20 protein-coding genes and 1 riboswitch are annotated in these 21,813 nt (G+C 68.6%); of the genes, 5 read left to right on the top strand and 15 right to left on the bottom strand.

Annotated features, from left to right (window positions below; genetic code table 11):
* Position 1: 1 nt before the first annotated feature.
* On the bottom strand, positions 2-1,084 hold the full coding sequence (sfnG, locus tag VV02_RS09770; RefSeq protein ID WP_052591291.1) for a dimethylsulfone monooxygenase SfnG: 1,083 nt from the start codon (positions 1,082-1,084) through the stop codon (positions 2-4).
* A 139-nt stretch (positions 1,085-1,223) separates the two neighbouring features.
* On the opposite strand from sfnG, the gene VV02_RS09765 reads away from it, so the two are divergent.
* Positions 1,224-2,216: a malate dehydrogenase gene (locus VV02_RS09765; protein WP_052591289.1), complete on the top strand. Its 993-nt coding sequence runs from the start codon at positions 1,224-1,226 to the stop codon at positions 2,214-2,216.
* Between the two features lie 95 nt (positions 2,217-2,311).
* On the opposite strand, the gene VV02_RS09760 is transcribed toward VV02_RS09765, so the two are convergent.
* On the bottom strand, positions 2,312-2,575 hold the full coding sequence (locus tag VV02_RS09760; protein WP_052591288.1) for a DUF3017 domain-containing protein: 264 nt from the start codon (positions 2,573-2,575) through the stop codon (positions 2,312-2,314).
* A complete protein-coding gene (locus VV02_RS09755; RefSeq protein WP_052591287.1) occupies positions 2,572-3,417 on the bottom strand; it encodes a bifunctional methylenetetrahydrofolate dehydrogenase/methenyltetrahydrofolate cyclohydrolase in 846 nt (281 codons plus the stop codon). The genes VV02_RS09760 and VV02_RS09755 overlap by 4 nt, the downstream gene beginning before the upstream one ends.
* 19 nt (positions 3,418-3,436) lie before the next feature.
* On the opposite strand from VV02_RS09755, the gene VV02_RS09750 reads away from it, so the two are divergent.
* Positions 3,437-3,901: a GNAT family N-acetyltransferase gene (locus tag VV02_RS09750; protein WP_218917395.1), complete on the top strand. Its 465-nt coding sequence runs from the start codon at positions 3,437-3,439 to the stop codon at positions 3,899-3,901.
* 3 nt (positions 3,902-3,904) lie between these two features.
* Here VV02_RS09750 and VV02_RS09745 read toward each other — a convergent pair whose 3' ends face one another.
* From VV02_RS09745 to VV02_RS09735, 3 genes are read right to left on the bottom strand one after another with little or no spacing between them, the layout of a single operon-like run.
* A complete protein-coding gene (locus tag VV02_RS09745; RefSeq protein ID WP_052596782.1) occupies positions 3,905-4,309 on the bottom strand; it encodes a YjbQ family protein in 405 nt (134 codons plus the stop codon).
* Positions 4,310-4,328: 19 nt separating this feature from the next.
* Positions 4,329-4,910: a GNAT family N-acetyltransferase gene (locus tag VV02_RS09740; RefSeq protein WP_052591283.1), complete on the bottom strand. Its 582-nt coding sequence runs from the start codon at positions 4,908-4,910 to the stop codon at positions 4,329-4,331.
* Positions 4,911-4,940: 30 nt separating this feature from the next.
* Positions 4,941-8,039 carry an adenylate/guanylate cyclase domain-containing protein gene (locus VV02_RS09735; RefSeq protein WP_083450048.1) on the bottom strand — a complete coding sequence of 1,033 codons (3,099 nt, stop codon included), beginning with the start codon at positions 8,037-8,039 and terminating at the stop codon, positions 4,941-4,943.
* Between the two features lie 153 nt (positions 8,040-8,192).
* Here VV02_RS09735 and VV02_RS09730 point away from each other — a divergent pair, with 153 nt between their 5' ends.
* Positions 8,193-8,621, top strand: a complete 429-nt coding sequence (locus tag VV02_RS09730) for a Crp/Fnr family transcriptional regulator (protein WP_052591280.1) — start codon at positions 8,193-8,195, stop codon at positions 8,619-8,621.
* Between the two features lie 15 nt (positions 8,622-8,636).
* Here VV02_RS09730 and VV02_RS09725 read toward each other — a convergent pair whose 3' ends face one another.
* The 3 genes from VV02_RS09725 to purN form a co-directional block, all read right to left on the bottom strand.
* The gene (locus tag VV02_RS09725) at positions 8,637-9,548 is read right to left on the bottom strand and encodes a DMT family transporter (protein ID WP_281177337.1); all 912 of its coding nucleotides are present in this window, start codon (positions 9,546-9,548) and stop codon (positions 8,637-8,639) included.
* A gap of 61 nt (positions 9,549-9,609) precedes the next feature.
* Positions 9,610-11,220, bottom strand: a complete 1,611-nt coding sequence (purH, locus tag VV02_RS09720; RefSeq protein WP_052591276.1) for a bifunctional phosphoribosylaminoimidazolecarboxamide formyltransferase/IMP cyclohydrolase — start codon at positions 11,218-11,220, stop codon at positions 9,610-9,612.
* Positions 11,221-11,247: 27 nt separating this feature from the next.
* Positions 11,248-11,324: riboswitch (ZMP/ZTP riboswitch) on the bottom strand.
* A 70-nt stretch (positions 11,325-11,394) separates the two neighbouring features.
* Positions 11,395-12,009, bottom strand: a complete 615-nt coding sequence (purN, locus tag VV02_RS09715) for a phosphoribosylglycinamide formyltransferase (RefSeq protein WP_052591275.1) — start codon at positions 12,007-12,009, stop codon at positions 11,395-11,397.
* 118 nt (positions 12,010-12,127) lie between these two features.
* Here purN and VV02_RS09710 point away from each other — a divergent pair, with 118 nt between their 5' ends.
* Positions 12,128-12,523, top strand: a complete 396-nt coding sequence (locus tag VV02_RS09710; RefSeq protein ID WP_052591273.1) for a hypothetical protein — start codon at positions 12,128-12,130, stop codon at positions 12,521-12,523.
* 32 nt (positions 12,524-12,555) lie between these two features.
* Here VV02_RS09710 and VV02_RS09705 read toward each other — a convergent pair whose 3' ends face one another.
* The 5 genes from VV02_RS09705 to icmB form a co-directional block, all read right to left on the bottom strand.
* The gene (locus VV02_RS09705) at positions 12,556-13,773 is read right to left on the bottom strand and encodes a cell division protein PerM (protein WP_157063348.1); all 1,218 of its coding nucleotides are present in this window, start codon (positions 13,771-13,773) and stop codon (positions 12,556-12,558) included.
* A 222-nt stretch (positions 13,774-13,995) separates the two neighbouring features.
* On the bottom strand, positions 13,996-14,883 hold the full coding sequence (sucD, locus tag VV02_RS09700; protein WP_052591269.1) for a succinate--CoA ligase subunit alpha: 888 nt from the start codon (positions 14,881-14,883) through the stop codon (positions 13,996-13,998).
* Positions 14,884-14,920: 37 nt separating this feature from the next.
* Positions 14,921-16,096 (bottom strand): ADP-forming succinate--CoA ligase subunit beta, encoded by a 1,176-nt coding sequence (gene sucC, locus VV02_RS09695; protein ID WP_052591267.1) that lies wholly within the window; start codon positions 16,094-16,096, stop codon positions 14,921-14,923.
* Between the two features lie 186 nt (positions 16,097-16,282).
* On the bottom strand, positions 16,283-17,263 hold the full coding sequence (locus VV02_RS09690; protein WP_052591266.1) for a M28 family metallopeptidase: 981 nt from the start codon (positions 17,261-17,263) through the stop codon (positions 16,283-16,285).
* 196 nt (positions 17,264-17,459) lie between these two features.
* Entirely contained in the window at positions 17,460-17,867 is a 408-nt protein-coding gene (icmB, locus tag VV02_RS09685; protein ID WP_052591264.1) for a coenzyme B12-dependent isobutyryl CoA mutase small subunit, read from the bottom strand.
* 340 nt (positions 17,868-18,207) lie between these two features.
* Between icmB and VV02_RS09680 the strand changes: the two genes are divergently transcribed.
* Positions 18,208-18,996 (top strand): M23 family metallopeptidase, encoded by a 789-nt coding sequence (locus tag VV02_RS09680; protein ID WP_052591262.1) that lies wholly within the window; start codon positions 18,208-18,210, stop codon positions 18,994-18,996.
* Between the two features lie 270 nt (positions 18,997-19,266).
* Here the strand turns inward: VV02_RS09680 and pcrA are convergent, their stop codons facing one another.
* The gene (pcrA, locus tag VV02_RS09675) at positions 19,267-21,768 is read right to left on the bottom strand and encodes a DNA helicase PcrA (RefSeq protein WP_052591260.1); all 2,502 of its coding nucleotides are present in this window, start codon (positions 21,766-21,768) and stop codon (positions 19,267-19,269) included.
* Positions 21,769-21,813: the final 45 nt, after the last annotated feature.

Raw genomic sequence — 21,813 nt, 5'->3', positions numbered from 1 at the left:
ATCAGGCCGTACGCCGCTCCGGCGACTCGCGTGCCTCGAGCTCACGCACCAGCGGGATGACGTCGCGACCGAAGCGCTCCACCTCTTCCTTGACATGCAGGAAGCCGAGCAGCAGCAGGTCGACCCCGACCTTCTTGTAGTCGACGATCCGCCGGGCGACCTGCTCCGGTGTGCCGACCAGCCCGGTCTTGAAGCCGTCGTTGTACTGGACCAGGTCCTTGAACTCCGATCCCGCCCACATGCCCTTGCCGTCACTGCTGGACTGGCCGGCGGCCTTCACGGCGTTGCCGAAGTCGCGGACCTTGTCGGCGTCGGCGTTGTCGATGATGTCCTGTACGACCTGGCGCGCCTCGTCCTCCGTGTCACGTACGACCGCAAAACCGTTGAGCCCGAAGCCCGGACGCCGGTTGTGCTGGACGCCGTAGCCGCTGACCTCATCGATCTGCTCGCGTACGGCCTCGATCGTGTTGCCGTTCATGAAGTACCAGTCCGACAACCGACCGGCCATCCGCCGGGCGCTGGTGGAGTTGCCTCCCTGGAACACCTCCGGCGGCGTCTCCGGCTGCGGCCGGAACGTCAGGTCACGGGTGCGGTAGAAGTCGCCACGGAAGGCGAAGTCGTCCTCGCCCCACGCACCACGCAGCACCTCGATGAACTCCTCCGACCGGCGGTAGCGCTCCTCGTGATCCAGCCACGGCTCCCCCAGGTTGGTGAACTCCTTGGCGAACCAGCCGGAGACGACGTTGAGCGCGAACCGGCCGCCGCTCCACTCCTGCGCTGTGGCCGCGAGCTTGGCCAGCACCGCCGGCTGCCAGAAGCCTGGGTGGACCGCGGCGATCACCTTGAGGCGCTCGGTGTGCGCCAGCAGCAGCTGGGAGAAGGAGGTCGACTCGTGCTGGGCATCGGCGCCGTACGACGCCAGGTAGCGCACCTGGGTCAGGGCGTAGTCGAAGCCGTTGCGCTCGGCGATCTGCGCCGTCTCGATGTTGTACGCCGGGCTGTGATCGGTGCGCTGCGGCAGGGTGCTGACGACAAGACCGCCGGAGACGTTGGGTACCCAGTAGGCAAAGGAGAGGTCGCTCATAATTCGACGTTATCTAATTCATTACATGCTGTTGCAGACCACGTCCACGCGCTGAGACTCCGGGACCGCTCACCGTCCGCAGGCCTTGCGCTGCTACGGTCCGAGGCGTTATCAACCCAGCTTGCTCGAAGGGAACACCGTGAGCACCACGCCCATCAAGGTCGCCGTCACCGGCGCCGCCGGCAACATCGGCTACAGCCTTCTGTTCCGCATCGCCAGTGGGGCCCTGTTCGGCCCGGAGCAGCCCGTCGAGCTGCGGCTGCTGGAGATCACCCCCGCGCTCAAGGCGCTCGAGGGCGTCGTCATGGAGCTCGACGACAGCGCGTTCACCACGCTGGCCGGCGTCGAGATCGGCGACGACCCCAACACGGTCTTCGACGGCGTCAACCACGCCCTGCTCGTCGGCGCGCGTCCGCGCGGTCCGGGCATGGAGCGCGGTGACCTGCTCGAGGCCAACGGCGGCATCTTCGCCCCGCAGGGCAAGGCCCTGAACGACCACGCAGCCGACGACATCAAGGTCACGGTGACCGGCAACCCGGCCAACACCAACGCCCTGATCGCCCAGAGCAACGCGCCCGACATCCCGGCCGAGCGCTTCACCGCGCTGACCCGCCTGGATCACAACCGCGCGATCGCTCAGCTGGCCGCCAAGACCGGCGCCGCTGTCGCGGACATCAGCAAGATCAGCATCTGGGGCAACCACTCCGCCACCCAGTACCCCGACATCTTCCATGCGGAGATCGCCGGCAAGAACGCCGCCGAGGTCGTCAATGACCAGGAGTGGCTGGAGTCGACCTACATCCCGACCGTCGCCAAGCGCGGCGCGGCGATCATCGAGGCGCGCGGCGCGTCGTCCGCTGCCTCGGCCGCATCGGCCACCATCGATCACGCTCGCGACTGGCAGCTCGGCACCGCCGAGGGCAGCTGGGTCTCGATGGCGGTCCCGTCCGACGGCTCGTACGACGTCCCGGCCGGCCTGATCTCCTCCTTCCCGGTCACGATCAAGGACGGCCAGTGGTCGATCGTGCAGGGTCTGGAGATCAACGACTTCTCCCGCGCCAAGATCGACGCCTCCGTCAAGGAGCTCGAGGACGAGCGCGAGACCGTCAAGAAGCTCGGCCTGCTCGGCTGAACCCGCTGGTCGAGTAGCCCCGGAGCGCTAGCGGAGGGGCGTATCGAGACCAAGGGCCCGGTTCTCACGAACCGGGCCCTTCGTCGTACCCGCAGCTAGGGCAGCTTGACCTCATGGAAGATCACCGCGACGGCTACGGCGAGCGCGACGTACATCACCGCGTCCAGACCGCGTGACCGGACAGCGATGCCGTCACAGACCCGCGCCGGCAGGCCGAGCCGCGCGACGGCGATGACCACCAGCACACCGGACAGCAGGTAGCCGCCCTGCCGGATCGATCCCGCCACCATGACGACAGCAGCCAGGGCGCAGCCTGCCGCGAGAGCCCACCACACGGGCCCGAGACGGCTCGGGATCACCGCAGCTGCCGCTCTGCGGCAGCCACGACGTTGGTCAGCAGCATGGCCCTGGTCAACGGGCCGACACCGCCAGGGTTGGGCGAGACGAAGCCCGCGACCTCGGCGACATCCGCCGCCACGTCGCCGGCGATCTTGCCGTCGACGCGCGAGACACCGACATCGAGCACGGCCGCCCCTGGCTTGACCATGTCCTTGGTGATGAGACCGGGTACGCCGGCCGCCGCCACCACGATGTCGGCACGCCGTACGTGGTCGGCGAGGTCGCGAGTTCCGGTGTGGCACAACGTGGTTGTCGCGTTCTCCGAACGTCGGGTCAGCAGCAGACCGAGGGGCCTCCCCACGGTCAGCCCGCGCCCGACCACGACCACGTCCGCGCCGGCGATCGGCACGTCGTAGCGGCGCAGCAGCTCGATGGCGCCGATCGGAGTGCAGGGCAGCGGTCCGTCCTCGCCGAGCACGAGCTTGCCGAGGTTGACCGGGTGCAGGCCGTCGACGTCCTTGTCGGGGTCGACTCGCGACAGCAGCGCGAACTCGTCCAGACCAGTGGGCTGCTGGACGAGGAAGCCGGTGCAGCCCGGGTCCGCGTTGAGCTCGTCGATGACCGCCTCGACCTCGGCCTGAGTCGCCGTCGCGGGCAGATCCTGCCGGATGGAGTTGATGCCGATGGAGGCGCAGTCCTTGTGCTTGGCGTTGACGTACCACCGGGATCCGGGGTCATCACCGACCAGCACCGTGCCGAGGCCAGGCGTGATGCCTTGGGCCTGCAGAGCGGCGACCCGCGTCCGCAGCTCGTCCTTGATCGTCGCCAGAGTGGCCTTACCGTCCAGAAGGGTCGCCGTCACGGACGCTTATCCTGCCATGGTGACTTCCGTAGGAGATTGGACGTTGCAGACCGTCCCGTATGACGACCCGCTCGCGCAGGCGCTGGTATCGGAGCTGAACGACGATCTGTCTCAACGTTATGGCGGTGGCGATGCCACTCCGGTCAGGGCTGACGACTTCGCGCCGCCCTCGGGCACCTTCGTGGTGGCCTCCGACAGCGCCGGCCTCATCGGCTGTGCCGGGCTGCGTACCCAAGGCGCAGATGCTGAGCTCAAGCGGATGTTCATCCGCCCCGGCCGGCGCCGCCAGGGCCACGCCAAGCGGCTGCTCGAGGCCATCGAGGACTACGCGCGCGGGCGTGGTTTCAGCCGCGTCATCCTGGAGACCGGCACGGCACAGCCCGAGGCGATGGCGCTGTACGAGAGTGTCGGTTACCTGCCGATCCCGTCGTACGGCTACTACCGCGACGAGCCCGAGTGCCGGTGCTACGCCCGCTGGATCTGAGGTTCAACCCGCCAGGAATGACAGGCGCACGGTCCGGGCCACATTGTCGATGTTGAGGTCGACCAGGCAGATGCTCTGCCACGTGCCCAGGGTCAGCGCGCCGTCGATCACCGGCACGGTGGCGTACGGCGGTACGAACGCTGGCATGACGTGTGACCGACCGTGGCCGCGGCTTCCGTGCCGATGGATCCAGCGGTCGTCTGCCGGCAGGAGATCGCGCAGCGCTGCGAGCAGGTCGTCGTCGCTGCCCGCACCGGTCTCGATGATCGCGAGGCCGGCCGTCGCGTGCGGGACGAAGACGTGCAGCAGCCCGTCCCCGGCGCCCGCCACGAAGTCCTGGCAGTCGGCGGTGATGTCGAGGACGACCTCGCGGTCGCCGGTGCGATAGCTGCGAGTGATCGAGCGCATGCCACCCATGCTGGCAGGCTCAGGACACGCCTAGCGCTCGTTCGACTTCCGACAGCCCGGGCTCGCGCAGGCCGACGCAGTCCAGGGCCCACATGTACTCGGGGTACACGACGGTGCCGGTCATCCAGTCCTCACGTCGCGACCCTGGCAGCACCTGGAAGGCCGGCGCCGGTGTCCGCAGACTCGGCCGCCGCAGCCCGTGCTCCTCACCGGGGAGGAAGCCGAACCGCCCGTAGTAGCGCGGTGCGCCCTCCAGCACGATCATCGGCCAGGACATGTCCTGCAGCCCGGCCAAGGCCCAGCGGATGAGCCCGCTGCCCACACCTCGCCCCTGGTGCTCGGGCGCGACGGAGACAGGTGACAGGGTCAGGACCTCGAGCAGCTCACGGCGGGTGTCCAGCCAGCAGGTCGAGAACGAGATGTGGCCGATCACCTCGCTGTCGTCCTCCGCAACGAACGACAGGTCCACCCAATGGGTCGAGGCGCGCATCGCGTCCAGGAACGCAGCCACCTGCGAACCCTCATCGGCGAAAGCATCGGCAACCACACGTCGTACGGCGGCCTGGTCTGAGGCGCGCTCGGCGCGGTAGGTGATCGTCACCCTCACGACGGTACGAGCCGCGGCAAACGATTAATGCAGCTGTCGAGCGCCCGCGCGCAGCCGCTCGGCGTGACCGACCCAGGTGTCGACCAGGTCGGCGAGCGCGACCGCACCCTTGCGGTCGAAGAGGCGCTTGGCGTCCTTCATCGACGCCTGAGCGCCGGGCTCATCGCCCAGGAGCCGCAGCACGATGGCGGTGTAGACGGCCAGCTGTCCGGCGTCGACGAGACTCTCCTCCGGCTTGGTCTCGACGCGGGCAGCGTCCAGGTGGCGGCGGGCTCCGTCCGCGTCACCGGCGATCGCCGCGAGCACTGCTCCCACCGGCGACAGGTTGGACTCCGCGAGCTGGGCGTGCTGGTCACCGGCGACGCGACGGGCTTCGTCGGCGTAGCGCAGGCTGGCCTCGAGGTCACCCGACCGCAGCGAGTAGCGGCTGGCCATGCAGGCCAGGGAGGTTGCCAGCCGCGCGTTGTCCCCGATGTCACGGGACAGCTCGGCCCATTCGCGGGCCGCACCCTTGACGTCACCGGCGGCCTCGAGCATCTGGGCGTGATACTCCCGCTCCAGGATCGCGTGGTTGGGGATCCCGGCATGAGCGGTCTCGACGCGCTTCCAGGCGACCTGTGCGGCCTCCTGGTCACCCACGCAGGCGTACGCGCCGGTGAGGACAGCGTCCAGGACGATGCTCTGGTAGCGGTCACCCGCGTAGTCGGCCCGCAGCCGTTCGGCCGTCCTGATGCTGGTCTCGAGAGGTTCGTTGCCGCTGAACTCCACCTGCAGGAGGAAGCTGCGGAACACCCTCTCCTCCACCTGGTCGCCCTCGGCGAGTGACAGGTCGAGCCCACGGCGTACGACGTCGAGGCAGCCGCGCAACATCCCCGCGTCCGCGAGGACCTGGCCCTCGTAGGCGAGCGCGAGGTAGCGGGCCGCGGCCGGGACGTCGTCGAGATCGTCGAGCGACCGGCGTACGGCCTCGACGTCCGACAGGAGATCTTCGGGCGCGCCGATCCCGTGTCCACGATCGATCAGGCGGCTGGGAATGTGTCGTACGACCGCCCACGCCGGGTCGTCCGGCAGCGCGCGATCTGTCACCGCCATCCGGTCCCTGATGAAGTCCGCGTCCCGACCACGCCCGACGAACAGGAAGACGCCCAACGCGGCGTGGATGTGTCGTCGATCCCCTGGTGCCAGGATCTCCTGGAGGCGTTCGTAGACCGCCTTGGCTCCAGGATCCCCCCGCATTCGGAGCGCTCGAGCATGACGGATGGCCGCCTGAACTGCCTTCTCGCGCAACGCTTCTCGCTCCGCGGCCGGCCCGTTGACCTCCGCCAGCAGTGTCCAGGCCTTGTCGTAGTGCGTGGCCACCGCGGTCGACGTCTCGCTCACGCCCGGAGCATGCCGGTCGGACAGCCACTCGGCCGCCCGCTCGTGACGCCGCGATCGCACCTGCTTGGGGATCGACTCGTACGCCGTCTGCATGAGCAGCGACTGCATGAAGCGGTAGGAGTCCTGGCTTGCTCGCCGGTGGTGCCGCCCCGGCTCGAGGACCTTCAGCTCACGCAGCCGGTCGGCGACCACGCGGGGATCGTGCTCGGTCCAGTCCTCCACGACGGCTGCTGCAGCCGCCGGGTCGAACTCGCGCCCGAACACCGAACCGCCCTCGCAGAGCCGACGCTCAGCAGGGCTCAGCCGGTCCAGCGCCGCCTCGAAGAGCGTGTGCACCGACACCGGGAGCGACTCCCCGTCGCACGCGCACTGGACCAGCATCTGCAGCACGAGCGGGTTGCCGTCACTGCGGACGATGAGCTTGTCGACATCGATCAGCTCGCTCGCCTGGGCCAGCTGCCCCTCCGCGATGGCCCGCAGCTCGTCCTCGTCGAGCGGCTCGAGGTCCTCGACCCGCGACTGCCGACCGCCGCCCCACTGTGGACGGCGTTCGAACAGGTCCGGACGCGTCACGCAGATCGACAGCACGGGCAACGAGCGCAGCTCCTGGGCGAGCCGCTGGACCAGATCCAGCTGCGGCTCCGTGGCCCAGTGCAGGTCGTCCCAGACGAGGACGAGCGGGCGCTCCTGGACGAGCCGGGACACCACTCCCCTGAACGCCCAGGCCACGTCATCGGTCGAGGTCTGGGCATCGCTGCGGCCGATCGCACTGCGCAACGGGAGGAGCGCGTGCTCGGCGTCCTCGCCCATGAGCTCGGTGACATCGGTCTCGTCGGCGAGCTGGGTCAGCATCTGCACCAGCGGCGCGTAGGTGTCCTGGTCCATGGGCTGGCTGCTGCCGCGCAGCACCCGGGTGCTCGGTCGTCCGGCGAGGAACTGAGCGATCAGTCGGGTCTTGCCGATACCGGCCTCGCCGACCAGCGTGAGGAACCAGCCCTGACGGCGGGCGTCGGACCGCTCCGCCATCGAGGTCAGCTCAGCGAGCGCCTCGGCTCGCCCGACGAACGGGACCTCGTCCCGTCCCGGCAGCGCGCTCTGGTCCCTCGTGAGCCGGAAGACCTCCTGGGGGACGGACTTGCCCTTGTGCACGACCAGCCCGACGGACTCCAGCGCCACATGGCCCTGGACGAGCTCGGCCACCGAGGCACCGACGTACGTCTCGCCCTCACCGGCCGAGGCCTCGAGCCGTTGCGCCGTGTTGACGGCGTCTCCGGTCACGGAGAACTGGCCATCGGGCTGGTGCGTCACGAAGACCTCACCGCCATTGACGCCCACCCGCACGGTGAGGCTGCGACCGACGTCCTGCTGCATCTGGGTGGACAAACCAGCGACGGCCACATGGATCTCGCCGGCGGCGTGCAGGGCGCGTACGGCATCGTCCTCGCGGGTCTGCGGCACCCCGAAGACCGCCATCACGGCATCGCCGATGAACTTCTCCACGGTGCCGCCGTGCTTCCAGATGACGGCGGAGACGGCATCGAAGTAGCGGGCCAGGTTGGCTCGCAAGGCCTCTGGGTCGACGGCCTCCCCGAGCGCGGTGGAGCCGACGATGTCGACGAAGAGCACGACGACGTACTTGCGGACCGGCGCAGCCCATGTGCCCACGGACACGGCGGCGCCGCACGAAGGACAGAACCGTGCCTCCTGCGGCACCGATGCGCCGCACCGAGCGCAGGTCTTCATGCCGGCTCCCGCCGGCTGGTCGTGCTCACCCGCACAAGGTACCCGGGCGTACGGACGTCACTTGGTCACCATGAGGTCACGACACCCGGCGCGGGACCCACCACGCTGCTAGCGTGCGACTCCACATCAGCATGCCCGTGCGGGAGGCACTTCATGAGCAGCGTCAAGGTCCGATCGGTCCTGGCCGGTATCGATCTCTTCTCCACCCTCGACGACGACGCCCTGTCGCAGATCGAGCAGTCCGGCACCACCTTCACGACCGGTGCCGGCGGCAAGGTCATCGCCGAGGGCTCCTCGGACAGCGGGCTTCGCATCCTGCTCGACGGCAGCGCTGCCGTTGACGTCGGCGGCGAGAGCCGCGGCGAGGTCAATGCCGGCGACTACGTCGGCGAGATCTCCGCGATCGACGGCGAGCCGCGCTCGGCAAGCCTGACTGCGGGACCGGACGGCTGTACGACCTTCGCGATCTCCTCCCTGCAGCTCACCCCACTGGTGCGCTCCAACCCGGACATCGCAGTCGCGTTGCTCAAGACGCTGAGCGCTCGGCTGCGCAAGGTCGAGGCCGCCGCAGCCAAGAGCTGACTTCGCGAGGACCGCTCAGGCGCGGGCGGCGGCCAGTCCCGCGCCGCCCGCAGCCACGAGCGTGATGGCCAGGCCGAGCACGAGCTGGAGACCCACCTGGTCGCGTGTCGAGGCGTCGGCCAGGTCGAGTGCCAGGGCCGCGAGCAGCTGCCCGGCGACCGACACCAGACCAAAGACCAGCACGCCGATCTCGCCGACGGCCCACGACATGACGCCGATCACGCCGATCCCGAGGATGCCGCCGAACCACGCCCACCACGGCGCTCCGGTCGGCAGGTCCCAGGAGCCGTTGGTGCTGATCGCCTGCACCGCCGCGATCACCGCGAGCACGACCAGACCGACGAGGAAGTTCTGCCACGTCGTCGCCATCGTCTGACCGGTGACCCGGTTGACCTGACCGTTGACCGCCTGCTGACCGGCCAGCAGGCAGCCCACGCCGAAGGCCGCGAGCGCGGGGCCGATCGAGACACCCTGGCCGCCGCTGTGCGCCGTCGCCGAGACGATGACACCGACCACCGCGAGTGCCGCGGCCAGGGTCCGGGTCCAGGTGATGTGCTGTACGCCGGTGGGCGCCAGACCGATCCGGTCCACCAGGAGCGCGCTGAGCGTCTGGCCGCCGACGACACCGATGCTGAAGATCGCGACGCCCACGATCGGCACCGACCAGGACTGGACACCGACCAGCAGGCCGCCTGACGCGCCACCGATGCATTGCCACCACTGCAGGCGGTGATCACGCAGGGCGGCGCCGATGGTGCGTACGCCGGCCCGCACCTTGGGCACGCTCGCCACGATGAGGCAGAGCACGACCAGACCCGAGCCGAAGCTCCAGAGAGCCGCCTCGACGGGGCGACCGCTGTGCGTGCTGATCACGCCGTTCATCCGCGACTGCACCGACAGCAGCGCACCCGCGACCAGCCCGCCGATCAGCGCCAGCGCACGTGGCGACCCGAGGCCGCGTGTCGACGATGCCGACTCGGCGTCAGTGTCAGTGTGCGAAATGGCGAGTTCCGGTGAAGTACATGGTCACGCCGGCCTTCTCGGCAGCCTCGATGACCTCGGGGTCGCGCTTCGAACCTCCAGGCGCGACAACGGCTTTCACGCCCGCATCGAGCAGGATCTGCAGGCCATCCGCAAACGGGAAGAACGCATCCGATGCGGCCACTGCACCCCGCGCGCGCTCCTCGCCGGCTCGCTTGACCGCCAGCTCACTGGAGTCGACGCGGTTGACCTGGCCCATGCCGACACCGACGGAGGCACCGTCCTTGGCCAGCAAGATCGCGTTCGACTTCACGGCGCGGATCGCACGCCACGCGAACTGCAGGTCCGCCAGCGTCGCCTTGTCGGCCGCCTCACCCGCGACCAGACGCCACGTCTCGGCGTCGTCGCCACCGGTCACCTTGCCGTCCTCGTCCGTGACGACGGCGTCGACCTTGTCACGCGTCTGCATGAGCATGCCGCCCGAAACCGGCCGGATCTCAACGGGATCCGTCGCCTGCGCCTGCTCGGCAGGCAGCTTGAGGAGGCGGATCGCTTTCTTGGCCGTCAGCGTCTCGAGTGCTTCAGGATCGAAGTCGGGCGCGATGACGACCTCGGTGAAGATGTCCTTCACCGTCTCGGCCAACTCCTGCGTGACGGGCCGGTTGGTCGCGATGATCCCGCCGTACGCCGACACCGGGTCGCACGCGTGCGCCTTCCGGTGCGCGTCAGCAATATCCGAACCCACAGCGATACCACAGGGATTCGCGTGCTTGATGACCGCGACGGTCGGCAGGTCGCCGTGGTCGTACGCCGCGCGTACTGCCGCGTCGGTGTCGACGTAGTTGTTGTAGGACATCTCCTTGCCGTGCAGCTGCTCGGCCGAGGCCACTCCCCCACGCCAGTGCTGGTAGATCGCGGCCTTCTGATGGGGGTTCTCGCCGTAGCGCAGCGTCGCCGACTTCTCGAACGTCGCACCGGCCCACGCCGGGAACCCGGTGCCCTCGCTGGTGTCGACGTAGACGTTGCCGATCCAGTTGGCGACCGCGTTGTCGTAGTCCGCGGTGTGCACGAAAGCCTGGGCCGCCAGGAGCTTGCGCTGCTCGAGCGTGAAGCCGCCGGCAGCCACGGCCGCCAGCACGTCGTCGTACGCCGCCGGGCTGGTCACGATGGCCACGCTCGCGTGGTTCTTGGCCGAGGCGCGCACCATCGACGGACCGCCGATATCGATCTGCTCGATGCACTCCTCGGGAGTGGCGCCCGAGGCGACCGTTTCGCGGAAGGGATAGAGGTTGGAGATGACCAGGTCGAACGGCTCGACACCGAGGTCGGCCAGCTGGGCCACGTGGTCAGGGTTGCGGGTGTCCGCGAGCAGACCCGCGTGGACCTTGGGGTGCAGGGTCTTGACCCGGCCGTCGAGGCACTCGGGGAACCCGGTCAGGTCCTCGACCTTGGTGACGGGGATGCCCAGGCCGTCGATCAGCTTGGCGGAGCCGCCGGTGGAGACCAGCTCGACACCGGCGTCGTGCAGACCGCGGGCGAGGTCTTCCAGGCCGGTCTTGTCATAGACGGAGACGAGCGCGCGCTTGATCGGCCGACGCAAGTCGGTTGCTGCAGTCACAGAGAACTCCTGAGGACGTCATCGTGTGAGTCGCACCCAGGCGTTCGATGCGCTCGACTTCACTCCCCGGTGGTGGCCCACCTGCGCCAGTCGTGTTCGGCGCTCAGGCTAGTCGACCCCGACGATCGTTCCGACATTGCGTTGATGCCCGCGCACGAGATGTCAGGTCGATCGTCAGCGGCCGAGCCGCACGCGCCGACCCTCGACCTGGAATCCTTCGCGCGCCATCCGTCCCACGTAGTCCACCAGCTGAGGTCGCTCGGCCTGCTTGATCCGCTCCGTCAACGTGTCGACGTCATCGCTGTCATCGACCGGCACCACGCACTGCGCCACGATCGCGCCGGTGTCGACACCCTCGTCGACGACGAACAGCGTGGCGCCCGCGACCTTGACGCCGTAGTCAAGCGCGTCACGCGGGCCGTGGATCCCGGGGAACGCGGGCAGCAAGGCGTTGTGGCTGTTGAGGTAGCGGCCGCCGAACGATGCCAGGAAGGTCGGCCCCACCAGCTTGAGGAAACCCGCGGAGACCACGAGTGCGGGGTCGTACGCCGCCACGTCACCTGCGAGAGCGGCATCCCAGTCCTCGCGACTCGCGAAGTCGCGCACCCGGCGTACGAACGTCGGGATGCCCGCCCGCTCCGCGCGCGCCAAGCCCTCGATGCCGTCCCGGTCCGCGCCGACGGCCGCGACACGTACGCCGTACGCCGGGTCGGCCGAAGCATCGATCAGGGCTTGCAGGAGGGTCCCCGAACCGGAGACCAGGACCACGATCGGAGTCGAATCAGGCACGGCGTGAGGCTACCGACCCGCAAGGCCCGCAGGTGCACGGGCCGAGTCTGCTCCCACCCCCAACGCACCGTGCACCGACACTCTGGGAGAGGATGAGTGCCCAACCTCAAGGAGAGATGTGGCCGACGAGAAGCGGGTGCTGCCACCTGGTGCTGTGCACTCGCGCCGTGCTGCGTTCTACCTGTTCCTCGGGTTCATGGCATCGCTGATGCCGATGCCCTACAACCTGGTTGCTTTGGTGCCGTTGGCTTTTGCGGTGTGGGAGTCGGTCCGCTGCCTGCAGGCACTCGGCACCGCCGGGGCGCCGCGAGCGATGCGGGTCTGGAGCGGAATCGGGCTGGCCCTGACGGTGATGCTCACGGTCATGGTCGCCATCCCGTACGCGTTCTACGGGTCCACGCGCGACTACCAGGACTGCCTCGCCGGAGCCAACACCCATGCGGCGGAGTCGGCGTGCCGCACTCAGTTCGGGGAGAGCTCGGACTTCTTGCACCGCTTCCTGCAGGAGTCCTGACCCGTCAGTTCCGCGTCCCGGTCCACGCCGCCTCAGCGCAGCGTGCGCCAGTAGTGCAGCACGGTCGCAGTCACCACAGCACCGACGGCCAGCTCGACCAGCAGCAGCGGCACCGCCATCAGCGATGGGCCGACATAGCCCAGGTCCCCACCCGAGACGCCCATGCTGCCGGCGTACGCCAGCACGAGCACGATCAGCCCGCCCAGGGCAGCCGCGCACGCGGATGTCTGCACCTTGGAACGCAACGACGCCAGCACGGTGAGACCACGCAACGTGTACCACCCGATGAAGCCGCCGACCAGCACCGGAACGACCGGCACGAACGGCGCCCACCACGGGCCGGCGCCGGCCTCGGGAACAGCGCCGAGGACCGGCACCATCGGCAGGATGCCGGGCGTCACCGCGGCGTGGCCCAGCGAGACCGAGCCGATGTGGATGCTCGCGCCGCCCAGCCAGGTCATGCCGTACGCCGCGAGGTTGGGTAGGGCGAGCAGCTGGCCGAGGGTGAGCACGGTGGTGCCGATCACACCCGCACCGAGCTCGGAGTCGATCTGGCTGACGCGGCCCCACGAAGTCGCAATGGCCACGAGCACGAGCAGCAGGCCGATCGCCAGCTGCACACCGGCACCGACGAGAGCCGGCCGCAACGCCCGGACCAGAACAGCGGGAAGTCGTCGGCCCCAGGCGTCGATCAGCTCGGAGGCGTACTTGTCCCCGCCCCTGTGATCTCGCCAGAGCGCCCAGCCCATGCCGATCGCTCCGACCACCATGGCGCCCGGGACCACCATGAACGGGTTGGGGCGCGCGGGGCCGATCCAGCCGACCAGCGCCAGGAGCACACCCGTCGCGGCATAGCCACCGACGAAGGCCAGCGCCACGTGCCGCCACAGTCCTTTGGTCTTGTCGGTCAGGGAGGCAAGAGCTGCGGTCGCGGCCAGCCTCGCCAGGAGAACGGCTGCGGCCGTGAGCAGTAGAGGTGGCGCGACGACGGACACACCGTCGGTGGGAACGCCGAGCGAGCCACGATGGGCCAGCACCCAGCCGTCCGCGGCAAAGCTCAAGGCATCGAACGCGCCCACCGTGCTCTGCGCGTCGGCGAGCCAGGCCACCATGGAGGGCACGATCAGGATGAGCGCCAGCGCGAGCGCGCCGACCGCGCCATATCCGGCGCCCACGCCGAGCAGCTGCGCCGGGCGTTCGACATCGGGGGCAGACGGGACGATCTGGCGAGTGCGCTCGATCAGACTCACAGCGCCTCGGGCCTTCCCCTCGGGCCGCGCTTCGGTCGGTTCCTCGGCTTGGATCGATTCCTGAGTCGGGTCGGCGCTCATAACACCGCCCATGGTGTCCGCTCCGGTCCCGAATCCCGTGGAGCCGCGCCGCAACCGGCCCGATCGACCCGACGGAACGGACGACGGCCGGTCACCTCTGGGGAGAGGTGACCGGCCGTCGAACGACTGTGCTGGGGTGAGCTAGGCGCCGAGCTCCTTCAGGATCTCGCGCATCAGCTCGGCGGTCTCGGACGGCGTCTTGCCGACCTTGACGCCGGCGGCCTCGAGGGCCTCCTTCTTGGCCGCGGCGGTGCCGGAGGAGCCCGACACGATCGCGCCCGCGTGACCCATCGTCTTGCCCTCGGGCGCGGTGAAACCGGCAACGTAACCGACGACCGGCTTGGTGACGTGCTCCTTGATGTACGCCGCCGCCCGCTCCTCGGCGTCACCACCGATCTCGCCGATCATCACGATCGCCTTGGTGTCGGGGTCGGCCTCGAACGCCTCGAGCGCGTCGATGTGCGTGGTGCCGATGATCGGGTCGCCGCCGATGCCGATGGCGGTGGTGAAGCCGTAGTCCCGCAGCTCGTACATCATCTGGTAGGTCAGCGTGCCCGACTTGGAGACCAGGCCGATGGGACCCTTGCCCGCGATGGTGTGCGGCGTGATGCCGGCCAGCGACTCCTCCGGCGTGATGACGCCGGGGCAGTTGGGCCCGATGATCCGCGTCTTCTTGCCGATCGAGTAGTTGTAGAACTCGGCGGAGTCCTTCACCGGGATGCCCTCGGTGATGACGACCAGCAGCGGGATCTCGGCGTCGATGGCCTCGATCGCGGCGTCCTTGGCGAACTTCGGCGGCACGAAGGCCACGGACACGTTCGCGCCGGTCGCCTCCATCGCCTCCTTGACGGTGCCGTAGACCGGGAGCTCCTTGCCGCCGATCTCGGCGGTGGTACCGGCCTTGCGGGAGTTGACGCCGCCCACGATGTTGGAGCCGGCGTCGATCATGAGGGCGGTGTGCTTGGAGCCCATGCCGCCGGTCATGCCCTGCACGATGATCTTGCTGTCAGCGTTCAAAAAGATTGACATTGCTAGGGATTCCTTCAGTTGGTCAGCTGGCAGCGGGTCACTTGGAAGCGAGCTCAGCGGCCTTGGCCGCGGCGCCGTCCATCGTGTCGACCTGGGTCACGAGCGGGTGGTTCAGCTCGTTGAGGATGGCGCGGCCCTGCTCCACGTTGTTGCCGTCGAGGCGGACGACCAGCGGCTTGGTCGCGTTGTCGCCGAGGATCTCCAGGGCGCCCTTGATGCCGTTGGCGACCTCGTCGCACGCGGTGATGCCACCGAAGACGTTGACGAAGACGGCCTTGACCTGCTCGTCGTTCAGGATCACATCGAGCCCGTCGGCCATCACCTGCGCGTTGGCGCCACCACCGATGTCGAGGAAGTTGGCCGGCTTCACGCCGCCGTGCTCCTCACCGGCGTACGCGACAACGTCCAGGGTCGACATGACCAGACCCGCGCCGTTGCCGATGATGCCGACCTGACCGTCGAGCTTGACGTAGTTGAGGTTCTTGGCCTTCGCCTTGGCCTCCAGCGGGTCGGCCGCGGCCTTGTCCTCCAGCGCCTCGTGGGCCGGCTGACGGAAGTCGGCGTTCTCGTCCAGCGTGACCTTGCCGTCGAGGGCGATGATCTCGCCGTCCTCGGTCTTGACCAGCGGGTTGACCTCGACGAGCGTCGCGTCCTCGCCGGCGTAGACGTCCCAGAGCTTGCTCAGGACGGGCACGATCTTGGCGCCGGTCTCGGCGTCGAAGCCGGCGGTCTCGACGATCTCCTTGGCCTTCGCCTCATCGACGCCCACGTTGGGGTCGACCGCGACGCGAGCCAGCGCCTCAGGGCGCTCGACGGCCAGCGTCTCGATGTCGACGCCGCCCTCCTTGGAGCACATCGCGAGGTAGCGACGCTCGGCCCGGTCCAGCAGGATCGAGAAGTAGTACTCCTCGGCGATCTTGGCGCCCTGGGCGATCATCACGGTGCCGACGGTGTGGCCCTTGATGTCCATGCCGAGGATCTCGCCGGCGTAGGTCTCCGCCTCGTCGGCTGTCTTGGCGACCTTGACGCCACCGGCCTTGCCACGTCCACCGGTCTTGACCTGCGCCTTGACGACGGTGACCCCGCCCGACTTGGCGCCGATCTCCTCAGCCGCGGCCTTGGCATCAGCCGGCGTGGTGGCGGTCTTGCCCGCCAGCACCGGGACACCGTGCGCCTCGAAGACATCGCGCGCTTGGTACTCGAAAAGATCCACGGGGATTCTGCTCCATCGTCATTGAAGGGATCGTCGTGAGCGAGCGTATCCCTCGGGTGACGAGGCGACGCCCACGACGGTTCTACACCCGTACGCCGGGCGCGCGGCACCCGGGCAACCTCACGTGAGCGGGGTCACAAGCTCACGTGAGGCGTACGCCTGGTGCCGGCCTGGTGCCAGCGGGTCTCAGGCGGCGTTCGGCAGATTGATCGAGCCGAGGTCCTTGCCGGCGTACGACCACACCAGCGCGCCGATGGTGTCGGTGTTCTTGTCGAGCGCGTCGACGTCGATCTTGTCGGCCGTGTCGCACGCCTGGTGGTAGCAGGCGTCGAACTCCTCGCCTGCCGTGCCGCCCCACTTGTCGGCCTGCTCCTGCGACTTGGTCTCCTCGCCGCCGCTGTAGATGCCGCCGGTCGGGATGCCCGCATCGATGAAGGCAGCGTGGTCGCTACGGCCCTGCGGGTCGGTGTACTCCCACTTGATGCCGACCTCGTCGTAGTGGGCCGTGAGGTCGTCTCGTACGCCGTTGCCGTTGGCGTTGTCGTCGTAGACGAAGTAGCCCGGGTTCTGCGAGCCGATCATGTCGAAGTTCGCATAGCTGGCGATCGCGCTCTTGTCCTCGCTGCTGAGCGAGTCCACGTAGTGCGAGGAGCCGTACAGTCCCTGCTCCTCGGCACCCCAGAACGCGAATCGCACTGTGTTCGTTGGCTTCTCACCCGACGCGGCGTAGGTGAGCGCGGTCTCGAGAACGCCTGCGCTGCCGCTGCCGTTGTCGTTGATGCCGGGGCCCGCCTCGACGCTGTCCAGGTGCGACCCGAACATCACGACCTTGCCGCTCGTCCCACCCGGCCAGTCGGCGATCACGTTGGACGACTTCCCGTAGGGGGTGTCGAACTCCTGCACGGTGGTCTGGAAACCGGCCGCGTCGAGCTTGCCCTTCACGTAGTCGACGGACGCCTGGTAGCCCGGCGTGCCTGTCGCGCGAGTGCCGTTGTTCTGGTCGGCGATGCCTTGCAGCGCATCCAGATGAGCCTTGGTCGCCGTCACCGGGATGTCGGGTCCGGCCAGCGATGCGGTGCTCGTCGTCGCATCAGCCGCGCTGGGGAAGGCGAGTGCTGCAGCCGCGACGATGCCGGTGAGGCCTGCCAGGGGGCGCAGGTGAGACATGAGTAGTTCCTCCGAGTGGACGTGCCCTGCCGGTCCGGCGGGGTCGCCTCCTCACGTTGCTGGCGCGTCGCCGTCGTGGGAACCGTGGCTGCGCCGTCTTGACCTGTTGCTGGTCAGATCATGGGCGACCGATGGCGCCCTCTTGATGTCAAGGCGTCGGAGGTGAGGTGGTCGCCGAGGTGGCCGAACGGTGGGGTCAGGCGACGTCGACGCCGACGTGCTCGCGCACCCAGCCGACGATCTCGATCGTCGTGGCGCCCGGGGTGAAGACCTTGGCGACACCCATCTGGGTCAGCTCAGGGACGTCTTCCTCCGGGATGATGCCGCCGCCGAAGACGACGATGTCGGCCGCGTCGCGCTCCTTGAGCAGAGCCGTGACCTTGGCGAACTGGGTCATGTGCGCACCGGAGAGGACCGAGAGGCCCACCGCGTCGGCGTCCTCCTGGATGGCCGCCTCGACGATCTGCTCGGGAGTCTGGTGCAGGCCGGTGTAGATGACCTCCATGCCGGCGTCACGCAGCGCGCGAGCCACCACCTTGGCACCACGGTCATGACCGTCGAGACCGGGTTTGGCAACGACGACACGCAGGGGGGCGGCACTCATATGGTGAGGGTATCGCCGCCGTGAGACCGCCATCACAGGGGCGCCAGAAGTTGCCGGCCCTCTACACCCCGCCGAGGAAGGAAACGCGGTAATTTCTCCGCTTGTGACATGGCTCACATCGTGTAGCACTTGACCGCGCGGACGCGATGTATCCAGCTGTGGTTGCCCGTGATCCGAACTTTTTTTCCACAAGTTTGGGCGTTCCGATTTCAGGTCACGGTCAGGTCACGTTAGTGTTCCCTCGGCTATCTCCCCCGATTGCAGAAGTTGGTGTGTCTTGTCCCCGAGTTATCAGGGTCGTCACCGTGCACTCCCCGTATCCCCCCTCCAGAGTGCTCGCGTGGCGCTCCCGGCCCTCGCGGCAGCCTCACTGACCGTGGCCGCGGCTGGGACGGCGTTCGCTACCGATTCGGTTCCCGAGGCCAAGACGAGCCACCAGGCCGCCGGCGCGATGGACACCACGCAGTGGACCCGGGACGGCGCTCAGACCGCCTCCCGCTCGTCGGCCGCGTCGCGCTCCGCCGTGGCCAAGGCTCGCGCCAGCGCCGCCGCCAAGGCGAAGTCGCGCGCTGCAGCCGCAGGCCGGGCGCAGACCGCCAAGGACGCCGCCGCCCGCAAGGCCGCACTCGGAGTGATCTCCGCCTCCGACAGCACGATGTCGAGCTACAACACACCCGAGCCCAAGGTCGCGGCTACGGCCAAGACCGACGCGCCCACGGACGACGCTCCTGAGAGCTCCGTCGGCGGCGGCTGGGTCCGTCCGCTCATCGGCGGCACCTACACGTCGGGCTATGGCTACCGCTGGGGCCGGATGCACCTCGGCAACGACTTCGCGACGCCGGTCGGCACGCCGCTGCGCGCGATGAACGACGCGCAGGTCGTGGCGGTCGGCTTCTACGGCGGTATGGGCCTGCGGGTCCAGATCCGCTTCGACAACGGCGTGGAGGCTGTCTACGCCCACATGTCGCGCGCGACCGTGTCCGTCGGAGATCACTTGGCCTCGGGGGAGCGCCTCGGATTCTCCGGCAACACCGGCAACTCCACGGGCCCGCACCTGCACCTGGAGATCCACATCAACGGCGAGCCCACCAACCCGGCACCCTGGTTGCGTGCTCACGGCCTGATCTGATCCACCCGCTTTTCACCAAGGCCGTCTCTCCCTTTGGGGGAGGCGGCCTTGGTCGTACCTCTGCGAGCCGTCCTGGATCGATCAGGTCGGCTTGTCGCAGCGCTCTCGGGCGGTCATCCCGGGTCAGATCGCGGCCACAGCGCCCTGACCCGGGAGACCATGAGCGTCACCATCGAGCCGGTAACGCTGCTCCCACCTGTAGAGACGACGCACCCGCCGAAGTGTGTCGCGATATCACGACACACTTTTGGGACGTATGAGGTCAGAGCGTCACAGCTTGACCACCGGCGCGTAGCGCAGCAGCAGCCGCTTGACGCCCGTGTCGCCACCGAAGTCGATGTGCGCCATCGCCCGGTCGCCCTGGCCCTCCACGCGCACCACCGTGCCGAGCCCGAAGCTGTCGTGCGTGACCTTGTCGCCGGAGCTCAGCGAGATGACCGGCCGGTTGCCCGGGCTGCGTACGCCCGGACGACTGGCCAGGCGCGCGACCGCAGGAGTCGATGAGCCCGGCGAGCCCGTCGCGGCCACCCGCTCCCAGCTGATGAGGTGCTTCGGGATCTCGTCCAGGAAGCGTGACGGCGGGTTGTACTGCGGCGCGCCCCACGCCGAGCGCACCTGCGCCCGGGACAGGTGCAGCCGCTCCCGCGCGCGGGTGATGCCGACGTAGGCCAGGCGCCGCTCCTCCTCGAGCTCAGCAGGGTCGCCCAGCGCACGCAGGTGCGGGAACGTGCCGTCCTCCATGCCGGTCAGGAAGACGACCGGGAACTCCAGACCCTTGGCGGTGTGCAGCGTCATCATCGTGATGACGCCGGCCTCCTCAGCGGCGTCCCGACCCTCTTCGTCGGGGATCTCATCGGCATCAGCGACCAGCGAGACCTGCTCGAGGAAGTCCTCGAGCGAGCCGTCCGGGTAAGCCTCGTCGAACTCTCGTGCCACGGCGACCAGCTCGGCGAGGTTCTCGATGCGGGTCTCGTCCTGCGGGTCATGGCTGGCGCGCAGCTCCGCGAGGTAGCCCGAGCGGTCCAGGATCGCCTCCAGCAGGTCGCCGGGGCCGGCACCGGCTTCGCGCGTCTCACGCAGCCCCTCCAGCAGGGTGGTGAACCCACGGATCGCGGTGACCGATCGGGTGGCGATGCCGGGCGCGTCCTCGGGCTGACCGAGAGCCGCGATGAACGGGATGCGCTCACGCTCCGCGAGCGCGGACACACAGGCCTCGGCCCGGTCACCGATGCCGCGCTTGGGCACGTTGAGGATGCGTCGGAGATTGACCGTGTCGGCCGGGTTGGACACGACCCGCAGGTACGCCAACGCGTCCTTGACCTCGCGCCGCTCGTAGAACCGGGTGCCGCCAACAACCTTGTAGGGCAAGCCAACTCGGACGAACACCTCCTCGATCGCACGCGACTGCGCGTTGGTGCGATAGAAGACGGCGACGTCCTTGGGCTTGACGCCGTGGTCGTCGCCGAGCTGGTCGATCTGGCGAGCGATGAACGCTGCTTCGTCGTGCTCGGAATCGGCGACATAGCCCACGATCGAGGCGCCGTCACCGGAGTCGGTCCAGAGGTTCTTCTTGCGTCGGTCGGGGTTCTTGTCGATGACCGCGTTGGCGGCCTGCAGGATCGTCTGGGTCGAGCGGTAGTTCTGCTCGAGCAGGATGGTGCGTGCGTCGGGGTAGTCCTTCTCGAACTCCACGATGTTGCGGATGGTCGCGCCACGGAAGGCGTAGATCGACTGGTCCGCGTCACCCACGACACACAGCTCGGCCGGCGGCACCGTGCCCAGCGCGGCATCCTCAACCTGGTGGCCGACGAGCTCCTTCACCAGCTGGTACTGGGCGTGGTTGGTGTCCTGATACTCATCGACCATCACGTGCCGGAAGCGCCGTCGGTAGTGCTCGGACACATCGGGGAAGGCCTGCAAGATGTTGACCGTCGTCATGATCAGGTCATCGAAGTCCATCGCGTTGGCCTGCCGCAGCCGCCGCTGGTAGCCGGAGTACGCCTCGGCCAGCGTGCGCTCCTGGTGACTGCCCTCCGTCACCTGCGCGGCGTAGGACTCCTCGTCGATCAGCTCGTTCTTGAGGTTGCTGACCTGGTGGCTGAACGATCGCGCCGGGTAGCGCTTGGGGTCCAGGTCGAGATCACGCATCACCATCGCCATCAGCCGTTGGCTGTCGGCGGCGTCGTAGATCGAGAAGGTCGGCTTCATGCCGATCTTGCTGGCCTCGCGGCGCAAGATCCGCACGCACGCCGAGTGGAAGGTCGAGACCCACATCGCCTTGGCCGCTCCCCCGACCAGGTCGGCGACGCGCTCACGCATCTCGGCGGCCGCCTTGTTGGTGAACGTGATCGCCAGGATCTGACCGGGCTGGGCGCCACGCTCGGCCAGCAGATAAGCGATGCGATGCGCGAGCACCCGGGTCTTGCCCGAGCCCGCTCCCGCGACGATCAGCAGGGGCGAGCCGTGGTGGATCACGGCCTCTCGCTGCTGGTCGTTGAGGCCCTCGAGCAGCTGCTCGGCATCCGGGTGAGTACGTCGGCCGGCCGGGTCTCCCCCGTCTGGACCGTGGCCCAGACTCGCCCAGGTGGGCACACCTCGCTCATCGACCTCGCCGCGCCGATGGCGGTCACGACTCGACGATGCCGACTCGGCGGAGCCTGCGACGCCGATCGGAGGAGAAGAGTCGCTCGAAGGGCTCAGTAGGTCTGCGGTTGGCGCTGCCTGGGCAGGGCTGAGTCCGGGCAGGGGAAGGTCATCGAACAGGCTGCTCATATTGCGCACCAGCCTACGGTTCGGGCCCGACACCGACCGACTCCG

Source organism: Luteipulveratus mongoliensis (assembly GCF_001190945.1).
Taxonomy (GTDB): domain Bacteria; phylum Actinomycetota; class Actinomycetes; order Actinomycetales; family Dermatophilaceae; genus Luteipulveratus; species Luteipulveratus mongoliensis.
This window is presented reverse-complemented; position numbering and strand designations above follow the sequence as displayed.

Excerpts from the sequence above, each read along its gene's own strand:
- sfnG (WP_052591291.1), bottom strand. The coding sequence starts at position 1,084 with ATGAGCGACCTCTCCTTTGCCTACTGGGTACCCAACGTCTCCGGCGGT.
- sucD (WP_052591269.1), bottom strand. The coding sequence starts at position 14,883 with ATGTCAATCTTTTTGAACGCTGACAGCAAGATCATCGTGCAGGGCATG.
- VV02_RS09745 (WP_052596782.1), bottom strand. The coding sequence starts at position 4,309 with ATGCGCTCGATCACTCGCAGCTATCGCACCGGCGACCGCGAGGTCGTC.
- icmB (WP_052591264.1), bottom strand. The coding sequence starts at position 17,867 with ATGAGTGCCGCCCCCCTGCGTGTCGTCGTTGCCAAACCCGGTCTCGAC.
- VV02_RS09730 (WP_052591280.1), top strand. The coding sequence starts at position 8,193 with ATGAGCAGCGTCAAGGTCCGATCGGTCCTGGCCGGTATCGATCTCTTC.
- VV02_RS09735 (WP_083450048.1), bottom strand. The coding sequence starts at position 8,039 with ATGAAGACCTGCGCTCGGTGCGGCGCATCGGTGCCGCAGGAGGCACGG.
- pcrA (WP_052591260.1), bottom strand. The coding sequence starts at position 21,768 with ATGAGCAGCCTGTTCGATGACCTTCCCCTGCCCGGACTCAGCCCTGCC.
- VV02_RS09690 (WP_052591266.1), bottom strand. The coding sequence starts at position 17,263 with ATGTCTCACCTGCGCCCCCTGGCAGGCCTCACCGGCATCGTCGCGGCT.